At 37.6% G+C, this 20,162-nt stretch carries 23 protein-coding genes and 1 pseudogene; 9 read left to right on the top strand and 15 right to left on the bottom strand.

Features of this window, described 5'->3' with window-relative positions:
* Window positions 1-17: 17 nt before the first annotated feature.
* Window positions 18-506 carry a GyrI-like domain-containing protein gene (locus tag AC0C45_RS15685; RefSeq protein ID WP_013083710.1) on the bottom strand — a complete coding sequence of 163 codons (489 nt, stop codon included), beginning with the start codon at window positions 504-506 and terminating at the stop codon, window positions 18-20.
* A 221-nt stretch (window positions 507-727) separates the two neighbouring features.
* Here AC0C45_RS15685 and AC0C45_RS15680 point away from each other — a divergent pair, with 221 nt between their 5' ends.
* Window positions 728-1,015 (top strand): hypothetical protein, encoded by a 288-nt coding sequence (locus AC0C45_RS15680; RefSeq protein ID WP_013057603.1) that lies wholly within the window; start codon window positions 728-730, stop codon window positions 1,013-1,015.
* Between the two features lie 29 nt (window positions 1,016-1,044).
* On the opposite strand, the gene AC0C45_RS15675 is transcribed toward AC0C45_RS15680, so the two are convergent.
* The 10 genes and pseudogenes from AC0C45_RS15675 to AC0C45_RS15630 form a co-directional block, all read right to left on the bottom strand.
* Window positions 1,045-2,142: an acyltransferase gene (locus tag AC0C45_RS15675; protein ID WP_034650961.1), complete on the bottom strand. Its 1,098-nt coding sequence runs from the start codon at window positions 2,140-2,142 to the stop codon at window positions 1,045-1,047.
* A 216-nt stretch (window positions 2,143-2,358) separates the two neighbouring features.
* On the bottom strand, window positions 2,359-3,267 hold the full coding sequence (locus tag AC0C45_RS15670; protein ID WP_034650958.1) for a hypothetical protein: 909 nt from the start codon (window positions 3,265-3,267) through the stop codon (window positions 2,359-2,361).
* Window positions 3,268-3,524: 257 nt separating this feature from the next.
* A pseudogene (locus AC0C45_RS15665) lies at window positions 3,525-3,803 on the bottom strand (ATP-binding cassette domain-containing protein); the annotation flags it as partial.
* 405 nt (window positions 3,804-4,208) lie between these two features.
* The gene (locus tag AC0C45_RS15660; protein ID WP_013057611.1) at window positions 4,209-4,571 is read right to left on the bottom strand and encodes a P-II family nitrogen regulator; all 363 of its coding nucleotides are present in this window, start codon (window positions 4,569-4,571) and stop codon (window positions 4,209-4,211) included.
* Between the two features lie 14 nt (window positions 4,572-4,585).
* Window positions 4,586-5,812: an ammonium transporter gene (locus AC0C45_RS15655; RefSeq protein ID WP_034650955.1), complete on the bottom strand. Its 1,227-nt coding sequence runs from the start codon at window positions 5,810-5,812 to the stop codon at window positions 4,586-4,588.
* 264 nt (window positions 5,813-6,076) lie between these two features.
* Entirely contained in the window at window positions 6,077-7,615 is a 1,539-nt protein-coding gene (locus tag AC0C45_RS15650) for an AbgT family transporter (RefSeq protein ID WP_173427152.1), read from the bottom strand.
* 230 nt (window positions 7,616-7,845) lie between these two features.
* Window positions 7,846-8,802 carry a class F sortase gene (locus AC0C45_RS15645; RefSeq protein ID WP_415762057.1) on the bottom strand — a complete coding sequence of 319 codons (957 nt, stop codon included), beginning with the start codon at window positions 8,800-8,802 and terminating at the stop codon, window positions 7,846-7,848.
* Window positions 8,803-8,909: 107 nt separating this feature from the next.
* Window positions 8,910-10,253: a copper amine oxidase gene (locus AC0C45_RS15640; protein WP_415762059.1), complete on the bottom strand. Its 1,344-nt coding sequence runs from the start codon at window positions 10,251-10,253 to the stop codon at window positions 8,910-8,912.
* A gap of 343 nt (window positions 10,254-10,596) precedes the next feature.
* Window positions 10,597-10,761 carry a hypothetical protein gene (locus tag AC0C45_RS15635; protein ID WP_162837685.1) on the bottom strand — a complete coding sequence of 55 codons (165 nt, stop codon included), beginning with the start codon at window positions 10,759-10,761 and terminating at the stop codon, window positions 10,597-10,599.
* A 136-nt stretch (window positions 10,762-10,897) separates the two neighbouring features.
* The gene (locus AC0C45_RS15630) at window positions 10,898-11,761 is read right to left on the bottom strand and encodes an alpha/beta fold hydrolase (protein ID WP_034650945.1); all 864 of its coding nucleotides are present in this window, start codon (window positions 11,759-11,761) and stop codon (window positions 10,898-10,900) included.
* Window positions 11,762-11,911: 150 nt separating this feature from the next.
* Here AC0C45_RS15630 and AC0C45_RS15625 point away from each other — a divergent pair, with 150 nt between their 5' ends.
* On the top strand, window positions 11,912-12,064 hold the full coding sequence (locus tag AC0C45_RS15625; RefSeq protein WP_013057618.1) for a YflJ family protein: 153 nt from the start codon (window positions 11,912-11,914) through the stop codon (window positions 12,062-12,064).
* On the opposite strand, the gene AC0C45_RS15620 is transcribed toward AC0C45_RS15625, so the two are convergent.
* The 4 genes from AC0C45_RS15620 to AC0C45_RS15605 form a co-directional block, all read right to left on the bottom strand.
* On the bottom strand, window positions 12,023-12,268 hold the full coding sequence (locus AC0C45_RS15620; protein ID WP_080967558.1) for a basic helix-loop-helix domain-containing protein: 246 nt from the start codon (window positions 12,266-12,268) through the stop codon (window positions 12,023-12,025). The two genes, AC0C45_RS15625 and AC0C45_RS15620, sit on opposite strands and share 42 nt — an antisense overlap.
* 115 nt (window positions 12,269-12,383) lie before the next feature.
* On the bottom strand, window positions 12,384-13,316 hold the full coding sequence (locus AC0C45_RS15615) for an alpha/beta hydrolase (protein ID WP_047932286.1): 933 nt from the start codon (window positions 13,314-13,316) through the stop codon (window positions 12,384-12,386).
* 15 nt (window positions 13,317-13,331) lie between these two features.
* Window positions 13,332-13,886 carry a GrpB family protein gene (locus AC0C45_RS15610; RefSeq protein ID WP_013083723.1) on the bottom strand — a complete coding sequence of 185 codons (555 nt, stop codon included), beginning with the start codon at window positions 13,884-13,886 and terminating at the stop codon, window positions 13,332-13,334.
* Window positions 13,887-13,976: 90 nt separating this feature from the next.
* Window positions 13,977-15,122, bottom strand: coding sequence for an acyl-CoA dehydrogenase family protein (locus tag AC0C45_RS15605; protein ID WP_257062159.1), 1,146 nt, complete (start codon window positions 15,120-15,122; stop codon window positions 13,977-13,979).
* A gap of 198 nt (window positions 15,123-15,320) precedes the next feature.
* On the opposite strand from AC0C45_RS15605, the gene AC0C45_RS15600 reads away from it, so the two are divergent.
* The 7 genes from AC0C45_RS15600 to AC0C45_RS15570 all read left to right on the top strand — a co-directional run bounded on the left by AC0C45_RS15600 (window position 15,321) and on the right by AC0C45_RS15570 (window position 20,161).
* Window positions 15,321-16,526, top strand: coding sequence for a TcaA 3rd/4th domain-containing protein (locus AC0C45_RS15600; RefSeq protein WP_472928251.1), 1,206 nt, complete (start codon window positions 15,321-15,323; stop codon window positions 16,524-16,526).
* Window positions 16,527-16,709: 183 nt separating this feature from the next.
* On the top strand, window positions 16,710-17,489 hold the full coding sequence (locus AC0C45_RS15595) for an STAS domain-containing protein (protein ID WP_013057624.1): 780 nt from the start codon (window positions 16,710-16,712) through the stop codon (window positions 17,487-17,489).
* A 143-nt stretch (window positions 17,490-17,632) separates the two neighbouring features.
* Window positions 17,633-17,875 carry a spore germination protein gene (locus tag AC0C45_RS15590; protein WP_013057625.1) on the top strand — a complete coding sequence of 81 codons (243 nt, stop codon included), beginning with the start codon at window positions 17,633-17,635 and terminating at the stop codon, window positions 17,873-17,875.
* A gap of 107 nt (window positions 17,876-17,982) precedes the next feature.
* Window positions 17,983-18,225 carry a spore germination protein gene (locus AC0C45_RS15585; RefSeq protein WP_013057626.1) on the top strand — a complete coding sequence of 81 codons (243 nt, stop codon included), beginning with the start codon at window positions 17,983-17,985 and terminating at the stop codon, window positions 18,223-18,225.
* Window positions 18,226-18,276: 51 nt separating this feature from the next.
* Window positions 18,277-18,780 carry an Hsp20/alpha crystallin family protein gene (locus AC0C45_RS15580; RefSeq protein ID WP_034650927.1) on the top strand — a complete coding sequence of 168 codons (504 nt, stop codon included), beginning with the start codon at window positions 18,277-18,279 and terminating at the stop codon, window positions 18,778-18,780.
* 89 nt (window positions 18,781-18,869) lie between these two features.
* The gene (locus AC0C45_RS15575) at window positions 18,870-19,295 is read left to right on the top strand and encodes an Hsp20/alpha crystallin family protein (protein WP_472928250.1); all 426 of its coding nucleotides are present in this window, start codon (window positions 18,870-18,872) and stop codon (window positions 19,293-19,295) included.
* 44 nt (window positions 19,296-19,339) lie between these two features.
* Window positions 19,340-20,161, top strand: a complete 822-nt coding sequence (locus AC0C45_RS15570; protein WP_016764653.1) for a hypothetical protein — start codon at window positions 19,340-19,342, stop codon at window positions 20,159-20,161.
* Window position 20,162: the final 1 nt, after the last annotated feature.

The raw sequence follows: 20,162 nt of genomic DNA, 5'->3' as shown, positions 1-20,162 counted from the left end.
CTTAGCAAAACTAGCTATTAAATTGAAACATAAATATCAACTTGACTGTACTCAGGATCAATACAGCGTTCATCATATAATTCAAAATCTATTTTATAGGCACGATGATTTTTTTTAGCCCATTCGCGAATATAAGCCCAAGCCTCTACGACTACCTGTCTAGCTGGCCCAACAGCTGTTGTAAACACCATGTATTCACCTTCCGGGATGATGAACTCTCTCATATCATCTTTCAGTTCGCCGCCGGGTAAAACTTCATATCCGAGAGCAAATGTAAAATCCATTTTTTGATCATATTCAAATTCTGTATAAAGAGCAAATGTATTACCATTTACTTTATTGGCAATTTTATTAGCTAACTGTTGTTTATAAAAAGTCTGCCAGTGCTCTGGAATAAGACCTGTGCCCGTTTCTTCCACAGGTTCATCTGTTCGAATAGGCACTCCTACAACAGTAAATTCATTTACCTTGACTACTTTTTGACTTACAACTAAGTCAGTCAACATATTGAGCCCCCTTAATTCTTCTTTTTCTGTAGTTACAATGAGGGAAATACTTCTTAATATGCATTTTATTTGTATTCAAAGAAAACGTCAACCTTTTATACAAATCCCTTAACGAAGGGGCTGAAGATCATTCTTCTAAACTATAAAAAAACGATTCTATTTTCTTTGTACACATCATACCTATAAGATACCCCTAATTTACAATAGAGTGAGGTAAAAAAATGAAGATCATTGAACTTGCCGAATTCATTAAAACAAGTAAAAAAACAACTAAACTTGCTCTTTCCTCTTCTACAGTACAGTATACATTAGAAACAGATGATTTGAAAATTGAATTAAAAACAGGTGGCACGAATAAGCGAATCGTGTTTTTTCGCATCTTCTTAAAAGGAACATACAAGGATTGGATTTGTTATCACCGGAACGAACATCATATTTACGAATTGTATCAAAATATTTCTTTATCCCCTCAACTGCAAAGGCAGCTTTTGTACGCTATTGCATCATAAAAAGAGCTGGCTTAGTTAGCCAGCTCTTTTTATTTATGCTGTAGCTTTGTAAATGAATGTTTGTGCGGCTTTACATGTAATTTTCCCTTTGTCCATTGAATTCCTCTATATAAATAGTACGAGCACCAAAAAACTGCTGGAACGATGAGTACGTAGGCAACGACACTATTCGTAAAGAAAGAAGAATCTATAGAACGAAGCAATCGATAGGTCTCATTTAATATACATATATGCACTACATAAATGCCAACTGAATTTTTCCCAACTTTTGAAAAAAATGAGTTTTTGCCAAGACTTGGACTGCTCAATACGAATAAAAACAATGATGCCGATAAAAAAATCGTAGAAATAAAGTAGTCTCCGGGCTTGCTATGCTGGATATTAACCAACCAGTAACGTTCGACGATCTCTAACGCTGAAAACACAAAAAAGCTGGCTAAATAAATCATTGGCCTTGCGTTTAATACTGACAGAATTTGCTTACCATAAAGGGCAAACATAGCTCCTAATACTGTATAGAACAAACCAAAGAACAGGGCATCTCTCGTTTGAAAAGAAAGTGGAAAAAATAAAGAATAAGACTGCCCAAATAACCCAGTTACATATAATACGGTGCTGATAAACATTAATAAGCCAATCTTTTTCCATCGTTGAAATAAGAAAACGATGACAACAGCCCAAATTAATGCAATCAAGTACCAAAGCTGAAATCCGCTTGTGTCACTTCCATAATAAAAAATATCTTTGAATGTGATGGATGATGTTAAATAATCAGCTACTGCATCTTTTCGTTCTGCTAATGTTCCGTGGTTCTGAAATAAGCGCAGAACTACACCAAACAATAAATAAAAGATGAACCAACATGCATAAAGCTTTGAAATATTCCACGTGTATTTTTTTAAGTATGCAGAAGGCTTTGGATGCTTTTGGATTTTATTCATAAACAAATAACCTGATACAATAAAGAAAAAAGGAACCGCGAATCGTGCAAATGTGTCAACAATGACATCTAGCACATTTTCCTGGTTCCCTAAAAAGAAATCGTCATGTGATGGATTAACATGAATACAAACCACAAACACTGTAGCAAAAAACTTAATAAAATCAATTGAATAATTACGTTCCATCTTGTTGTCAGCTCCTTAAAATAAACTCGAGCTCTATTTTAGCATAATTATCCAAACAGGAAAGAGTTTTTGGTAAAATTAACCTTATAGTCATGGAAAAAATTTCTTAACTTCCAATATTCTAGTCTTGTTTACTTGTATGATGTCTTTCAACATTCTAAATAAATGATTCTAAAGAACTACAAAATAAAAAACAGATTACGCGTAACCTGTTTTTTAAATTAACATTTTCCATGCAAACTTATTATCTGGTTTAATGTCGACTTCTTTTTCATGCAAAGCCTGCACATGTTGTTTAATCTGTTTCAGAAACAGCATTACTTCCCCGCTTGACACGGCAGCTGAGTTGAGAGATAACGAATGTTTTTTAGCAATTTTTAATTCCTCGGTTTCCACTGAAATACTCACGTGGCGAAATAAGTGCCAAGGGTAGTAAACGGTTTTAAAAGATTTTGAGAAATAAATTCCTTTAGAACAAACGGTAATCCCTTCGGTTTTTTGAAGAGGATATGTATTTAAATGAGCTACAATTTTTTCTTTAGCAGGTAAGTAGAGCCTGTTCCGCATCTCTTTTTCAACTTCTTCACATAGCTGTCCTTCTACCGACAACACATCTTTTGGATCAGGAGTTTGATGAATTTGAAAAGATGAACAAATAGAAGTTAATTCTTTTGAGGATACACACGGATATATATAGTCTTGACACATATATTCATGGGAATGAGTGCGAATAAATTTCTTGATTTTTTTTAATAGAGATACTAGCTTTCTAGCTGAGTAATCGTTTTGATTGACTTGAAATTTCTCCACGTCATTAAAACAAATCATTTCTTCTTTTCGAATGGTAATGGATTGAATGTTAGCGAACTCTTCCCATAACATTTTTCCTTTTTTCATCCCTCTGCTTTTCCAGTAAATCCCCTTATTTGTAAGGCAAATTCCCCTTTTATCTAGGCCTGCTATAAAAGAGCTGTGTAAATACGCGATAATTTTTTCTTGAGGCTGAAACTGAAAGTATTTGCTAGCCATTTTTTTGTAGAAACTAGGTATTTGCAGTACATAAAATTGACTTTCTCTATAGATTAAGCATAAGTCAGTCAAATAATTAGTTTTCAGCGTCGCCACGCTCTCACTTCCTTTTTGAGTGTAAATAACCGTACCCATTTTTTTCTATTACTTTATAAACGTTTTTTAATGAAAAAAGTTTCAACTTTTTTTGTTTTTTATAAAAAAGCTTTAAATTGAATCATTTCTTTCATCTAGGGGGTTGCCTAATTACTCACTTATTCAATAATCTTATTTTAAATGTTCCCTACTTAATTAAGAAACTAAACCAGATAATAGCAATGCTTGCCTGCTTTATCCAAATCATCCCTTGTTATTTAAGCTAAATAAGCTTCTTTTATTTTTTCATTATGAATTAATTCTGTCCTTTTTCCTTGTAGAATAATTTCTCCCGTTTGAATCACATAGCCTCGGTGTGCGATTTGCAGTGCTTGATAAGCGTTTTGTTCAACGAGTAAAATGGTCATTCCGTTTTTATTTAATTCTATAATGATTTCAAATATTTGTTCTACAATGATAGGAGCAAGACCCATAGAAGGTTCATCTAGCATAAGCATAGTAGGGTTCATCATAAGCGTTCGCCCAATGGCTAGTACATGGAACAAAAAGCATGTCACCCTACGAAAACATGCTTTGCACCTATTTAACCTAAAAAAGAGGCTGGGACATAACGAAATGAATCCAATCTAAAGGCTAACAAATGAGATACGTGAGCTGAACTGCTTGTGACACCGCCATTGATTTCTGCGCAAGACTTCGCTTTCCGCGGGCAGTCGCTTGCGCTCCTGTAGGGTCTCGTCTGTTCCGCTTTTCCTACAGGAGTCTTCGCCTTTCTTTCCAATCAGCTGCTAGAAGGAACGAAACAGATGTATGTTTAACATAACAAAGAAAACGAACCGTTAATCAAACATGTTGACTAACGGTTCGTTTTTCACTTTGGCTAACATACTTTTGTCCAAGCCTCTTATATGTGACCCTTTGTTTTCTACTTCTCCCCGACTTTAACTATTATTTCGTAATGCCTGTGATCCCTCTTCCCCTGTTCGGATCTTAATCGCATTTTTTAATTCATAGATAAATATTTTCCCATCTCCAGGCTGACCTGTATTTAGTACTTTTCTTGCTTTATCAACAACGTCAGATACTGGAACTTCGCACACCACAATTTCTACTTTAATTCGTGCGTGCATATTGTCTTGTTTTTTAACGCCTCTATAAAGTTCCGTAATGCCTTTTTGCAACCCGCATCCCAGCGCATCTGTAACTGTGATACCGCTAACGCCAATTTTCGCTAGTTCTTGCTTAAGCTCTTCAAACTTTGAAGGGCGTGTAATAATTTCAATTTTTGTTAAAACATCACTCACTGTGCCCACCCCTTTTACATATTCGATTCGTGATACGCTCTTTCACCGTGCAGCGTAATATCAAGCCCAAGCGTTTCTTCTTCTTGTGTCGCACGCAGAGATACGATTAATCCAACCACTTTAACAATAATGAATGTAGCAATGCCGACAAATAGATACGTTGCTACGATAGCCACCAGCTGTTTCCAAAGTAGACTTGGATCTCCGTAGAATAAACCATTCGCACCGGCGTCATTTACAGAAGTTGTGGCAAATAAACCTGTTGCGATACCTCCCCACGTTCCCCCAATACCGTGAAGACCAAATGCATCTAACGCATCGTCGTAACCGATTTTCTTTTTAAGTGAGAAGATACCCCAGAAACAAACCGCTCCGCCGATAAAACCAATTACAATAGAAGCAAACGGTGTAACGAATCCACAAGCTGGTGTGATAGCTACAAGTCCAGCAATTGCTCCCGAAACGGCTCCAAGCAGCGTAGGTTTTTTATTGATAATCCACTCTACTACAAGCCAGCCGATAATTCCTGTTGCTGCCGCTGTATTCGTGTTAATAAAAGCCGTCATTGCAACGCTGTTAATAGTTAAAGAACTTCCAACGTTAAAACCAAACCACCCGAACCAAATCAGCATTCCGCCTAAAAGAGTTAACGGTAAATTGTGAGGTGCTGCGGCATCGGCATTTTTTCGTTTTCCAACAACAAGAGCTAGAACTAATCCTGCTACACCTGACGAAATGTGAACGACGTTTCCTCCGGCAAAGTCAATAGCTCCTAGTTCACGAAGCCATCCGCCAACTCCCCAAACCCAGTGTGCAACTGGTGCATATACAAATAATGACCATAGGATAGCAAATAAGATAAATGCTGAAAACTTCATGCGCTCTGCAAAAGCCCCAGAGATAATAGCTACTGTTAGTACAGCAAATGTCAGCTGAAACATCATAAACATATTATGCGGGATCGTAGCACTGTAGTCCCCGTTTGGAGTGAACCCGACTCCTTTTAATCCCACCCAGTCCAAGTTACCAATAAAAGCATTGCCACCGGTCGAAAAAGCTAACGAATAGCCTGCTACTATCCAAAGAACGGATATAACAGCTAAGGAACCTACGCTATACATCGCGGTACTTAACATGTTTTTACTTCGAACCATGCCCCCGTAAAACAATGCAATAGCTGGTGTCATAATCCAAACCAATAATGCTGAAAAAAACATAAATACTGAATCGCCCATTTGCATGATGATTTCCCCCTTAAGTACGAATAAATAACCCCTAAATCTAATGTTAGATTATATAACATATTTTGTTATGTTTACTATCATATTTGATTTATATGTATTTAGCAACTACTTTTTGCAAATTTATTCAGAAAACTTTTGTTTTTTATAGTGTTTTCTTTTTCTTATGTATTCTCCTACGTACACATAAGCTGAACTATTTTTATTCGTGTTATATTTTCTGACATAAAAAATCCTCTTCTACTCCAAGAAGAGGATTTTTCTTTACAAATACATATATACACCAGGCCCCAGAGGAATACCGAATACAGCAAAAATAAGCAACATAACAATCCAAATCCCTAAAAAAGCTAGAGTATAAGGAAGCATAAGTGAAATAATTGTGCCAAGCCCTGCCTTAGGCTCGTATTCTTTCATAAAGGCTAAAATAACAATCATATATGGATTTAAAGGAGTGATTACATTCGTGGAAGAATCCGCTATTCGGTATGCCGCTTGAATAAATCCAGGGTTGTAGCCTAACAGCATGAACAATGGAATAAAAATAGGTGCTTCTAGTGCCCATTGAGCGGAGCCGCTAAAAATAAGAAGGCTTAGAACAACAGTTAAAAATACAAAACCAACCACAACTGGAAGTCCAGTTAGATTTAGTGCTTTTAATGCATCCGCTCCTTCTACTGCAATCCACGTTCCAATATTAGTCCAATTAAAGTAAGCGATAAATTGAGCAGCCGCAAAAATAAGGACAATATAGCTAGCCATATCTTTCATCGAATCAGTCATATAAGCAGGTACATCTCTAGAACTTTTGATTTTCCCTACTGTTATTCCGTAAACAGAGCCAACTACTACAAAAAACAGCAGCGTGATCGGAATGATACCATCTAAAAAAGGAGATGGAACAATTCCACCGTCTTCATTTCGTAGAGGAGAGTTGGGCCAAAATAAGAAAACAGCTAGTACAGCGACATAAATACATGTAGCAACGATACTGTTTTTTAACCCTTTTGCTTCTGCCTCACTAATTTCACCAAAATCATTGCGTTTTTTTCCTTTATAATTGCCCAGCCTAGGTTCGACAATCTTTTCGGTGACGATCGCTCCTATAACGGTCAAAACAAATACAGAAGCCGCCATGAAATACCAGTTTGCTGCAGGACTGACAGCAGCGCTTGGGTCAATTGTTTTAGCAGCTTCAGTAGAAATGCCTGATAACAATCCGTCGGTTCCGGATATAATAAGATTCGCTGTAAAGCCTGATCCCACCCCAGCAAATCCTGCTGCTAATCCAGCAAGCGGGTGCCTTCCTACTGTATAAAAAATCATTGCGGCAAGAGGAGGCACGATGACAAAAGCAGCATCTGCCGCTAAGTTGGCCATAATTCCTGTAAAAATGATGGCGTATGTAATAAGAGCTTTTGGAGCATTTAAAATCGTTTTCTTTATGGCCACTTCAAGCAGACCTACTTTTTCTGCAAGTCCGACTCCAAGCATCATAGCAAGTACAAGTCCTAGGGGCTTAAATTCAGTGAAATTGGTCAGCATCGATGTTAAGATATACTGAATGCCTTCGTGCGACAACAAACTTTTAATTGGAAGAGTCTTATTAGTACCGGGATGGACCACCGTTACTCCGATACTATTAATAGCAACAGATGCTACTACGATAATAAGCGCTAGACATACAAACAAAATAAAAGGATCAGGTAGTTTGTTTCCGATTGCTTCTACTCTTCCTAATAGTTTGTCTAGAAAAGTTGTTGGATATGATTTTTGCTCTGTCTGCAAATTAGGTTGTGCCATGCTTTCTCTCCTTTTTCGTTTAGATTCTTTTTAGGTTTTTCCTTTTAATTACCAAAAAGACTATTAGTACATAATAATCTGAATATTTATATTATTCAAGTATTATTTTTAAGGAATTTTTATTTATCTATTAAAACTAATAGCATTTAGATAAATAGAAAGGCAGAAGATATCTTTTTAATCGACAATCAAAAATAACAAAAAGCTCTCCATTTAAGGAGAACTTTTTGTTATTTCGCTATACTAGACGGAGCGGACTCTTTTCCTGACTCATTAACAGCTGTTACATAGTAACGAGCTTGAGATGCGTCGGAGTCAGCAAAGCTTTTTCGCTCAAATTCCGAAACGCTGCCAATATGGACAAATGTTCCGCCTGGATTCTTTTTATAAATTCGGTAGCCGATAATATTACCTTCTCGTACCGCGTACCACGTAAGCAAATTACCACTCATCTTTACATGTGTAGGAGTTTGTGGTGCATTTGCTTCACGCTCCAATTCTTTTGCTTGGTCAGCTTTTAGTTCTGTATAGACAACTAACCTCTCTTGATGGGTTCCTTCCGCACGGTCAAACGTGCCTGTGCACGTAATTAAATTTAAATTACGTTTGTTGCTGTACCCAAAAATTTCGTTTAGAGGTGCCTTATCTCGCGGATAGCTTTTTATACGTTTAACAACAAAAGTAAGCGTGGTTCCCTGTGCATCTCTGACGGTAATTTCATCGTCTTTTTTTAAGTTTTTTAGGTTGTAAAAGACTGCAGGGCCGGTTTTACTGTCTACGTGTCCTGCTAATACAGCATTTCCTTTTACGCCAGGTTTAGCTCCTGGTTCAAACCAAGAAACTCCATTTTCTGTAGATGGAGCTGCCATTTCACCGCTGTCTAATACTCCTACTTGTTCAACTGAAGCCTCCACATGAACAGCAGGAATGGACATTTTTTCAGGAATGATTCCTTTAAATTCTTTGTTTAACTGTTTGGCTTCTGTTTTATGCTTTTTTAGTACAGCAAATTCTTCTTCAAGCGTTACCTGGCTTTTTAGATCCTTTGATTGTGCTTCTTGTTGCTTAGCTGCAGCCTGTTGCTTTGTTTCTTTTGCTTCTACCATTTGTTCTTTAAAATATAGTCCCCCGCTAACAAGCAGGACTAAACTTAATATACAGTAGGCGAGAACAATCGCTTTTTTCACATCGTCACCTCATTTCACAGCTGTTTATAAAAAAGAAGAGAGAACAACCTCTCTTCTTTTTTTCAGGACTCTTGACTTGTAAATCATAAGGAAAAGGAGAAAAAATATTATTTGCTTACTGGTTTCTTGCGTAAAATCACTCCAGCTGTTAACACAGCTAACGAACCTAGTGCAATATAGATCGCTGTAAGTGGGTTCATCGTTGATTCAGATGCCCCGCCCATACCTGTTTTCGGCATAGCTGTTGGCATAGCTGTTTCAGCAAACTTATCGGGGTTTTGTTTTACGATTGCTTCACCTAAAGCTTGGCCAACACCAAACATTAATTTATACCCTTCACGATACGTATCATAACTTCCAGCGTAGTCACCGGATGCATATTGTTCAAATGTTTTAATAACCGTATCTTCGTGTGCTTTTATAGCTGCCTGTGCGTCTGCAGTTGGAAGGTTTCCATCTGTTGCTGTTCCTAAGAATGTACCAAATTCTTGCGCGAATTTATGGAGCTTATCTTTTGCAGCTTTTTCTCCTGCTTCATCGCTTTTTACTTGTGCACTTACTAATTCAGCTTGGGCATTGATGTGATCTCCTTGCCAAATTTTTTCGAATTGTGCAGCTCCTTCATCGCCATATACTGAGCCAATTGCAGCTTTAAAATCTGCTGTGTTAGCATTTTCTAACCAGCTAACATAGTCGTAATCTTTTGAACCGTTAAACCCTTTTTCCATTCCCATTGTTGCTAGAGCAAAATGTTCTGCTGCTAAGCTGTTTAATGAAGAACGTAAATCTGCTGCTGGTGTATCTACTTTTGTATTGTCGAATTTATCAGGCATTTGCGTTACGATTGCATTTGATAACGCTTTACTAATTGCGAACATTTGCTGATATCCTTCGCGGTATGTCTTCGCGGCTGCCTCATAGTCACCTTCTACATAATCTTCAAACGTTTCTTTTACTTGATCTTCGTGCACGCGAAGCGCTTCTTTTGCTGCATCTTCAGGTAGTTTACCTTCCGTAGCAGTGCTTAAAAATTCAGCAAATTCATTCACGAATTGATCTACTTCTTTATCTACTTCCGCCATGGCTTCTTTGTCGTTTTCTTTTGTTGCTTTTACAAAATCATCTGTGTAATTGTTGTGTTCTCTGAAAATTCGTTCAAATTCAGCCGCTCCTTGATCACCATAGATAGAAGCAATAGCTGGCTCCATGTCGACGGCATTTTGATCCAATGCTTTGAACGAAGCGTCAGCATCTTTAGAACCGTCATAGGCTGTTGTCATAGCGGCAACGGCAAGCGTAAAGTGTTCAGATAATAGGTAGTCTAAGTTCGCTCGTAGATCTGAAGCTTTTGTTACTGCCGTTGGTTTTACTTCCTCCGCATTTGCAATAGTCGGCATCAATAGTGAAGCTCCTAGTACAGGGATCATTAATTTTTTACTTAATTTCATCATTTTCCACTCTCCTCATTTTTAGTTGATGTACGCCACTTTTTTCATTCTTACTACATCTTAAACCATTAAATATATAGAATATTTTGAATATTCTATATATTAAACTTTCATGTTCCCTCACATTTAATGATCCTTTTTAGGAAGTATTCTCTTTCTATTTACTAAACGATCGCTGAGTGACGTTGGATCACTTTTTTTAAAAAAAGTTTTTAACCGCCTTTTCTTAAGAAGTACTTCCTTTTCTATTTACCTAACGAACACCTTATTCATTTGGATCACTTTTTGAATAAATATTTTAAATTTAACCGAAAAAGAAATTGAGACAGAACAAGATAAATTCAATTTAAAGACGGACAAATGGGATAAATGAGTTAGTATGAATTACTTTTAATACTACTGTTGATTTCCGTTCAAGACTTCGCTTTCTGCAGGCAGCCGCTGAGCCTTCTCGTCGTTTGCGCCCCGCGGGGTCTTTCCTGCAGGAGTCTTCGCCTTTTCCTCCAATCAACAGCTAGAAACCACTATATATATGAAACTTGCGCAATAAAAAAATCCGAACGAGTTGGATTCTCTATCAAGAATTTCAATTCATCGTTCGGATTTTCTTTCACCTAAACTACTTTTGTCTGAGCCTCTTTTTATCTTTACTTATTTAAAAAATTCCACATCACGTCGTTTACTTCGTGAGGCTTTTCATGCTGAGGAGCATGAGATGCTTCACCTAATCGGTGAACAGATATGTTTGGTACATATTCTTCAATACCATCTAAGTTTTCAGGCATAAAAGTAGGATCTTGATTTCCCCAAATAATTTGTACCGGGATGTTTAACACTTCTTCTTCTAACGGAAACAAAGATTTTCTTTGAAGGTCTTCTTCTGTGAAAATCTTTAAGTTGCGGTAATAACTTAGCATGGACAGCACAGAGCCATTTTCCCAAGAGTTCACGTATGCTTGAACATCATCAGCTGTTAGATATCCTTTTTTTACGCCTGGGTCGATCACAAGCTTACGCAAACCTGAGAAATTATCTCGTTCCATATAGTCCTGTGCTTCTTGTTTTTGAAACCATTTCATATATTCACTTGCTTTTTGCTGATTTTTATTTGTTCTAAGCTCACGCATAAATGTATAAGGGTGCGGACCGTTAAAAGCAATTAATTTTTGTACATATTCAGGGTAGCGATAAGCAAATGTCCAGCCGATTCCTGCTCCCCAGTCGTGTACAACTAGCGTGCAGGAGCTATATCCTAAACCTTCAATCACTTGGCGAATATCTTCTACTAATACATCAATTTCGTATGATTCTAGTCCGCTTGGCTTTTCAGATAGATTATATCCTCTTAAATCCAAAGCAACTGTGTGAAAATCATTAGAAAATTCATCTATCTGGTGTCGCCAAATATGCGAGAAGTCAGGAAACCCATGAAGAAATAGCATAAGATCTCCTTGTCCCTTGCTTATGTAGTGCAAATTAACGCCATTTACGTTTATATACTGTTTACTCATTGTTCATTTCCTCCTTTATAAGTAGCTGTAGAGCAGTATAACGCTGCAAAAAATGAACGTCAATTCATTTGCCTCATTCACTTCTTTTTAGTTCCTTTTATGAATATAGTTAATTATTTAGAGTGGATCTTTTTGAAGGAGTGATTAACAATGGCTCATATCTATTCAAAGGGCTGGTTTGTTCAGCAGTTAAAAGCGGCCAATATCTCTAAAATCGATGGAAGAAAGCTAGAAAGTTATAAAACCTACATTCTTCGTAATTTATATGCTGAGCTTATAGAACAAGGTAAAATCAACGGCTAAAAGAGGTTGAGACATAACGAAATGAATCCCATCTAAAGATGAACAAATGGGATATATGAGCTGAACTGTTTGAGACACCGCAGCTGATTTCCGTGCAAGGCTTCGCTTTCCGCGGGCGGGCGCTGAGCCTCGTCGCTTTCGCTCCTGCGGGGTCTCACCTGTTCCGCTTTTCCCGCAGGAGTCTTCGTCAACAGCTAGAAAGATTTACACACATGAAATCTACGTTTGTCCTAACAAAAAAACGAATCACTAATCAAAAGTCTTGATCAATGGTTCGTTTTACATTTCGTCTAAAATATTTTTGTCCCAGCCTCTTTTTTTACAGTGATTGCTCAATAAAAGATAATACGCGCTTTACATATTCTTTTTTGTATACATGATAATTTTGAACGTGTTCTGCTTTATCAGTTTTCCAGAAGTGAAAAGCATCCGGGTGCGTTTTAGCCATTTTTTCACTTTCAGTGTAAGGAATTTTTGTATCTCCTGTGCTGTGTATAAATAAAATTGGTCGAGGGTAAATATGCTCGACTGCTTTAATAGGACTAGCTTCAGCAGGATTTGAATCTGCAATAACAGGAAGAATAGCAATTGTTAGCGGTGTAAACGGAAAGTTTGGTAAATGAGACCATACAGATAGATTTTCTTTTAAATAAGAGGTTAAATCACTAAAAGGACTGTCGGCTACCACCGCTTTTACGTCGTCCTCTTGAGAAGCTGCTAATAAAGAAGTAGCTGCTCCCATTGAAATGCCGTAGAGCACAATTGGCTCTTTTGTTGTTTCTTTCATTTTCTGAATAACGCCTAATAAATCGAGCTGTTCTTTTACACCAATCGTTGTTTGATTTCCTTCTGAGTCTCCTGAATCTCTAAAGTCAAACATAACTACTCGATATCCCGCTTTTACAAATTCCTTACTCAGCGGCAGAAAGCCAGCTCCTTGTGCTTCACGGTTATTTCCGTATCCATGTGACATAATAATGGTCGCTTTTGGCTGTTCCGTTGGTTCAATCATCCATCCTTTTAAATGGGTTATTCCGTCTTTGCTCAAAAATACTTGATTGCTATAGTGCATGCCGTAATCACCAGGATTTTTCACAGCAGGATTTTTATCTAGTTTTGTCAGGCTTATGCCTACATAAAGAGAAATTGCCGTACAAAGTACAAAACAAAGAATAACAAAGGATATCAGGCTGATCCATATTGTTTTTTTCTTTCTTCCTGTATTTGTCTGTCGATTTAGAACTGGAGTCAAGCTCGTTCCTCCTTTTTATCTAAGATCATCTTTCCTATTCTTATTGCTGCTTCCCTTTCTCCATTTTAAAGCTAGCACATCTATTTTATGAATAAAATTCGTTTTATTTTCCACATATTTTTCTGGTTCAAAGCGATAGCGATGCGCTAGTTCTATTTTCAACGTTTCGTATTCTTTTGCTGTATCAGGGTGAGTTCGCAGATAATCTCGAAACCATATATGCCGATTAATTTCTGGATGACCTTTTTCATAAATATGAACATGGTGCGTTCTTTCATTTCCGCCTTTTTGGAAGTATCGTCTTCCTTTTATGCCGTTTTCACCTTTCGCTTCGTAACCAAGCTGCTCCATCCTCTGATTATATGTATCTACTTTCTTTATATCTTTCACTTCAATAAGTAAATCAATAATCGGTTTTGCACTTAAGCCGGGAACAGCAGTGCTTCCGATATGATGAACCTCTAAAACTTGAGCTGACATTATAGTTGTTAAGGTGGCAGCTTCTTTTGAAAATTCCTTTTCCCACGCGATATTATAGGGTGTCAGCTGAATTTCTCTTACGGACTTCATCTCCAATTCCTCCTCTTGCAACGAAAAAACTGCTTATTATAGAATAGCCTATAATAAGCAGTTTTTCATCATTTAACATGTTATTAAGTTTTATCTAGCAAACGCCTGCTTCGCTAAATTAACAATCGTCATATCATCCATTGGAGGGTTGTGAAGCCCAGCACGCACGTCTCTATAATAGCGCTGCAGCGGATTACTGCGCTGCAAGCTTCTCGCCCCCACGATGCGCATTGCTTTGTCGACAATCGTACAGGCACTATTGGTCACTACGTGTTTGACAGCTGCTAACTCTCCCGCTAATGCTGCTCGGTCGCTGGTTTCATCCCATTTACTTGCCACGCTGTACATAAAGTGACGCGCTTGCATAAGTTCAAGTTCCATCTCTCCTACTAAACGCTGCACATTTGGCAATTCGCTAATCGTTCCTTCAATACTATTAGGCGAATATTCTGTAGCAAATGCGACAGCATAATCTCTTGCTGCGATGGCTGTACCCATGTAGCAAGCTGGTATATGAAGCAGCCAGCCGCTTGGCTCATTCTTTTTAAAACCACCGAGGCGTTCAACAAGAAAGTCGTGTTTAATATCGACGTTTTCTAGCACAAGATCATGACTTCCTGTTCCGCGCATTGCAATCATATCCCATGTTTCTTCTATTGAAAGTCCGCTTGTTTCACGAGGAATTAAAAATAAGCCGATCTCTTCTTCACCTTCAATGCTTGCTTTTACCAAAAAATAATTTAACACTGGAGACATCGTGGTGAATGTTTTTCGGCCATTGATTCGCCAGCCTTCTTTTGTTTTTACGGCTGTCGTTTCCGGTTTTCCTCCTCGAGTAGGACTTCCCGTCTTCGGTTCAGTTGCAGCGGTGTTAATAAGTGCACCTTTTTCTATTTCTTTAAAAATAAAATCGAGCATTTGCTGATTCCAAGGCTGTTTTTCACGCAAGTCCATTGTAATCCCCATATGCCATCCAATACTAAGAGCCGTAGAAGCATCTCCTTGAGCAATTAATTCTTGAAATAATAAAAAATCATAAAGGCGTAATTCATTTCCGCCATATTTGCTTTCGAGAGAAAGACGTGTATAGCCCGCTTCTTTTAACTCTTGAATATTTTCAAAGGGAAACGTACCTTCTTCATCTATTTTAAAAGCTCGTTTCTTAAATTTTTCGACTAGAGGCAGCAATTTTTCATACGTAGACTCTTGATTTTTATTTACAAATGAAACACTCATTTGCTTCATCTCCTTTTTATATGACAGAGTGTCCCTATCGGATTAATATATAGTTCTTATCATAGCATACCTCACCTTTTCTGTGCATGTTTGGTGTGTTTATCTTTCTTGTTGAATCTATTCTTTTTCCAATTTAACGGTCTGTTTTACCTACACATTCCATACATTTAATGAAATAAAAAGAAAGGAATGGTGTGAATGAATCAATGTCCAAAATGCGGGGCCAGTGCAAGCACAGACCAATTATTTTGCAATAACTGCGGCTTTTCTTTCACCGTGTCGCCAGCTGCAGCCAAGCATAAAAAGAGCTGGTATATTGGCGGGGGTATTGCGCTTATACTTCTTTTAACTTTTGTATTTTATTTCTTTTTCTCTGGCTCAGAAGAAAAGACGGCTGACCGCTTTATTGAGGCATTAGAATCGAAAGATACAGCTGTGTTAAGAGAGTTGTTAGACTCTTCGCAGTCTACTATAGTTATTAATGACACATCTATTCAAGCTCTGTTAGACGCAACTTCCGATGGTTCTATTTTACGAGATGTTGAAAATGATTTAAAAAATAAATCGAGCATCTACTTTACAATAAAAGAACAGAAACATTCACTACTCTTCAAAAAACAGTACGTGGTTGTGCCGTCATCATATTATATCTCCCTCACCACGCCAGAGGATGCAACGGTTATAGTCAATGATACAAAACAATCGATATCCAAGAATCAAACGCAAAAAATAGGACCTTTTATGATTGGAAATTACCCGCTTACGGCTTCTTATGAAAGCTCTTATGGAAAACTTACAGACCAAACCACTGTAAATTTTCACCGACAAAAAGAAGAAAATATATCTGTGGTATTTAAAGGCGCTTACGTTACAATCTCATCGAATAGAGATGACGCTGTTTTATTCGTAAATGGAAAAAGCACGGGACTGCAGGTGAATAGCTCATCACAAATAGGGCCTGTTGCCACGGATGGAAGCGTCACTGTTCATGCAGAAGTGCAAAAAGACGGCACAACGTTCAAAAGCAGTCCCTACACTATTCAAAGTGAAGAAAGTATTATGTTAAATATACAAACGCCGCCCGTCGAAAAGGAAAAAACCGTCATAAAAGAACGAGAAGTGATCGTGCCTGGGCCGCGCTCTTATGCTACTTCAAGCTCTTATATTCTTCCTGGTTCGGATTCTTACAAATTAAGCTATAGTGATATTAACAGTTTGAGCTCGAGTGAACTAAGGCTAGCTCGAAATGAAATCTATGCGCGGCATGGGTACGTATTTAAATCGAAAGATCTTCAAGCCTATTTTTATGAAAAGTCATGGTATACGCCTGATTCATCATTTAGAGATTCCTACTTATCAAGTGTTGAAAAATACAACGTTGATTTTATTAAATCATATGAGTAAGGTGGCCTCCCCTTTTGCACAGGGGAGTTTTTTAATTGAAGAGAGTGCTTACTCCAACGTTTTTTTACATACCATAATCCCTATATACGTTAATAAATTTCTTATAGCCTTCTTTATTCTTTTCACTGTAAAATATAAAGTAGATGTACATAAACTTAATACACACATAAGGAGAGATGGAGAATGAATGGAATTGGACGACTTCCACAAAAGCTTAATGGCCATTTGATTTTAGAAAATATTCAAGAAACCATGATTATTGCGGATAAAGACTATCGTGTGCAGTGGATGAATGCAAGAGCAATTGAAACACTCCAGCCAGTACTTCCAATCTACCAGTTATCTCATATCGAAGAGTTAATTGGAAAGCATATGGACTTCTTTCATTCCAATTCTGAAGAAGCGGAAAAATTACTCACCTCTCTTCATACAACCTACCGAACGCGTATAACGATTGGCAGTCAATACGTAGCAGAAGCCGTGATTCACCCTATTGATACAAAAGACGGCGAGCGTTATGGCTACTTGCTTATGCTATTAGACTTTACAGATCAAGCCGAAGCAGAGCTTGAAAAAGAACGGTTAATTGAGGATTTGTCCACACCTTTATTAAAAATATGGGACGAGGTTTTAGCTGTGCCCATTACCGGTAAGATGGATATAGAACGTGGTAAGAAGCTAACTGAAACGGTATTGGAGGCAGTTGTAAAAGAACAGGCGCGCTATTTGCTTATTGATTTATCTTCCCTTCATTCGTTAGACGAAGAACACGGTTATTATATTAACACGCTTCACGATGCTTTGCGTTTGATTGGTACCACTTGCCTTATTGTTGGTCTTTCTTCAAAAATGGCTCTTTCGCTTGTAGATTCTCAGTTTAATTGGCGAACATTTTCCACTGTCCAACAAAGCATCTCTTACATTTTAGAAAAAAAGAATTATCGTATTGCACCCATTTCATAAGCCCATCATATCATTAAGTAATCCTCTCTCAATCGCTTTTTCCTTCAATCGGAAAAGGCGATTTTAGTTATGAGGAATTGTGAACGTTTAGGCACTTATCATCATAGGATACATTAATCAACCATAGAAAAGGGTGAGAGCGTATGCCAAGTGTTATTAACATTTATAATTTAAAGATCAACAGTATCTCAAGCAACGGTTCTGTCAACATTGGCGAAGCACTCCATAACAGTCACACGGCTCATTCAAAATCCACTGGTACGAACTCTTCTTATGGCGATGTCTCACCTGCTTCCTCGAAAATGCGAAACATTTATATCGATCCTGATACAAATGACCAAACAGATATTGCAAACGTTGATCATGTCAATGGTTATCAGCAGTGATATAGGGCGATGCTTGTCAACAGCATGACGACAAACGGTGAATACATTCTCTCTGAACGCAATAGACTGTTGGAGTAGAATGAATAAAAACAGTAAGGAGTCTCTTTATGCCTCTTCAAATTAACGTTTTTAATATCGTAACAAACGGTGTCACGCAAAACGCAAATATTGATTTTGGTTCCACTATTCAAAACAGTCACACGGCGAACTCAAAGTTTAACGGCGCGAATTTCTCTTTAGGTAACTTCTCTCCTACTTGCTCTCAAATGAATACGGGCGTGTTAGATCCTGATGTAAGTGATCAAGATCAAATTGCAAACCCTTCAGCTCCAATTGGAAATCAAATTTAGCTTTAACAATTTTGTTAGTTTACTTGGCACATTACAAGGAGGTGTGTAAATATGTTTCCATTTGGAAAGTCTCCTTTTAAAGGAATGATGGAAAATATCCCAAAAGGAATGGCATCTAAAGACATGAATAAGTATATTCAGCAAATGATTTCTTCTACGATGTCCCATTCTTTTCCCGATTTTATGCAAGGAAATGAATTCTTTAAGCAAGCTCAAGACATGATGAAAGAACAGCAGGATGTGGGAAATGAAGGTCAAGGACAACAGCTAAGAAGGTTTGATTCAAACGTCATCAATACATTAGACGAATGCATTGTTCAGTTGAAAATCCCTAATCGCGATATTGTATCAAGCATTAAAGTCTATCATACTCCATACGTGTGCACGATTGAAGGAATAGATGGAGAAGAATCCTTCAAAGAAGAAATTCAGCTTCCTTGTTCGGTTCGCAAAAAAGGTACGCGCGCCGTATATCGTTCCGGAGTGTTGGAAATCCGGATGCCTAAACATGTTAATATTCCTATGTCTCAAATAGACGTCCACGATTTAGATTAAAGTGGACGTTTTTTTCTGTTTTCATGCATACATATAAAATAGAAAGCTGCAAAAGGCCTTGTTTTATTTTTTTAAAGAAGGTGACAAATATGAATCACGGAAAATTTAAAAAGTGGGCAGAAACGTTACAAGAAGAAAACCATAAGAAATTTTGGGAAAAGATTTTTGATGATGATCATGAAGAAAAGAATGATACGGAAGCAGATGCTTCTCCTCAGATTGTAAATGAGTATCGAGATTATCCTTTAATTGATGTATATGAATGGGCAAATCAACTGTTAGTTGTAATTGAAATCCCCGGTGCTAAACGAACAGACGTCGAATTGACTATGCACGAAAATACTTTACACATATCCGGTTCATCTCTTTTAACCGTGAAGGATGCAAATGTTCTTCACAAAGAAAGACGTGAAGGAACGTTTCAACGATCAATTATCCTTCCACCTGCTGTAGAGGAAGCGCCGTGTCACGCATCATTTAAAGATGGTCTTTTGCATGTGAAATTTGATTTGTAATTTATTGTGCAGAACTATACGTAGCATGAAAGGCAGGGAATTTCATGTTTTCTAAGTGGTTTAAACAATCGCCTAAAATTGAAACAGTCCGCAAAATAAATCCGTCTTCCCTTCCAACCAAAAAAAAAGTAAGTCCCATAGACCAACGTTCTAATCAAAAGCGGAAAGAATTACCCAAAAAGATGAAAACTAAAAAACAGTCTAATCTAAAGAACCCTTCTCAGCAGCCAAAGAAGTTGTCTAGCCAAACGGAGCCTAAGACATCTGCTGAAGCTGAAGTCACAAAACCTGCTCTTTCGTCAGATTCAGCGCTGAACCTGCAGGGAATTATTGATCAAGTGACGCGTTTAACCGACGCGATCCCTAAAATAGAAGAGCTTCATCAGCAATTACATGAATCAGCTCACCTTATTCAATCACTGTCTCAACTGCACGAGCAAACAGCTCATTTACTCTCGGCTATGCAGTCAGCTCCTAATTTCGAGGCTATTCAAAATCAGCTCTCTGCGTTAAAGGAAGAATCTTCTAATACCGCCTTATATGAGATGGTGAAAACTCTTGACAAAAAGATTGATGAAGTAACTCAGCCAAAGCAGTCCATTGTTGTTGAAAAAATCATGGTCGAAAAAGTATTGTTAGACAAAATTGATCTTAGTAATAATTTCGGCCAGTTAGGCATTAAAGATTTGACGGGTCACTTAAACATCGGCACCACTTACAGCGCTGACTCTGATCAAGTAGATGAAGAAGTCAAAGACTTGTTTTCTGTTAAGCTAAAAGAAAAAAAGATTGATGAACATACAACTGAAACAACGATGAGTTCAGGAGGTGAACCAGAAAAATCTGATGATCACTCCGAAGAATAAA

The sequence above is a fragment of the Priestia sp. VA7 genome (assembly GCF_055710015.1).
Note: the sequence above shows the minus strand (reverse complement) of the source record. Positions and strands in the feature narration are given on the sequence as shown.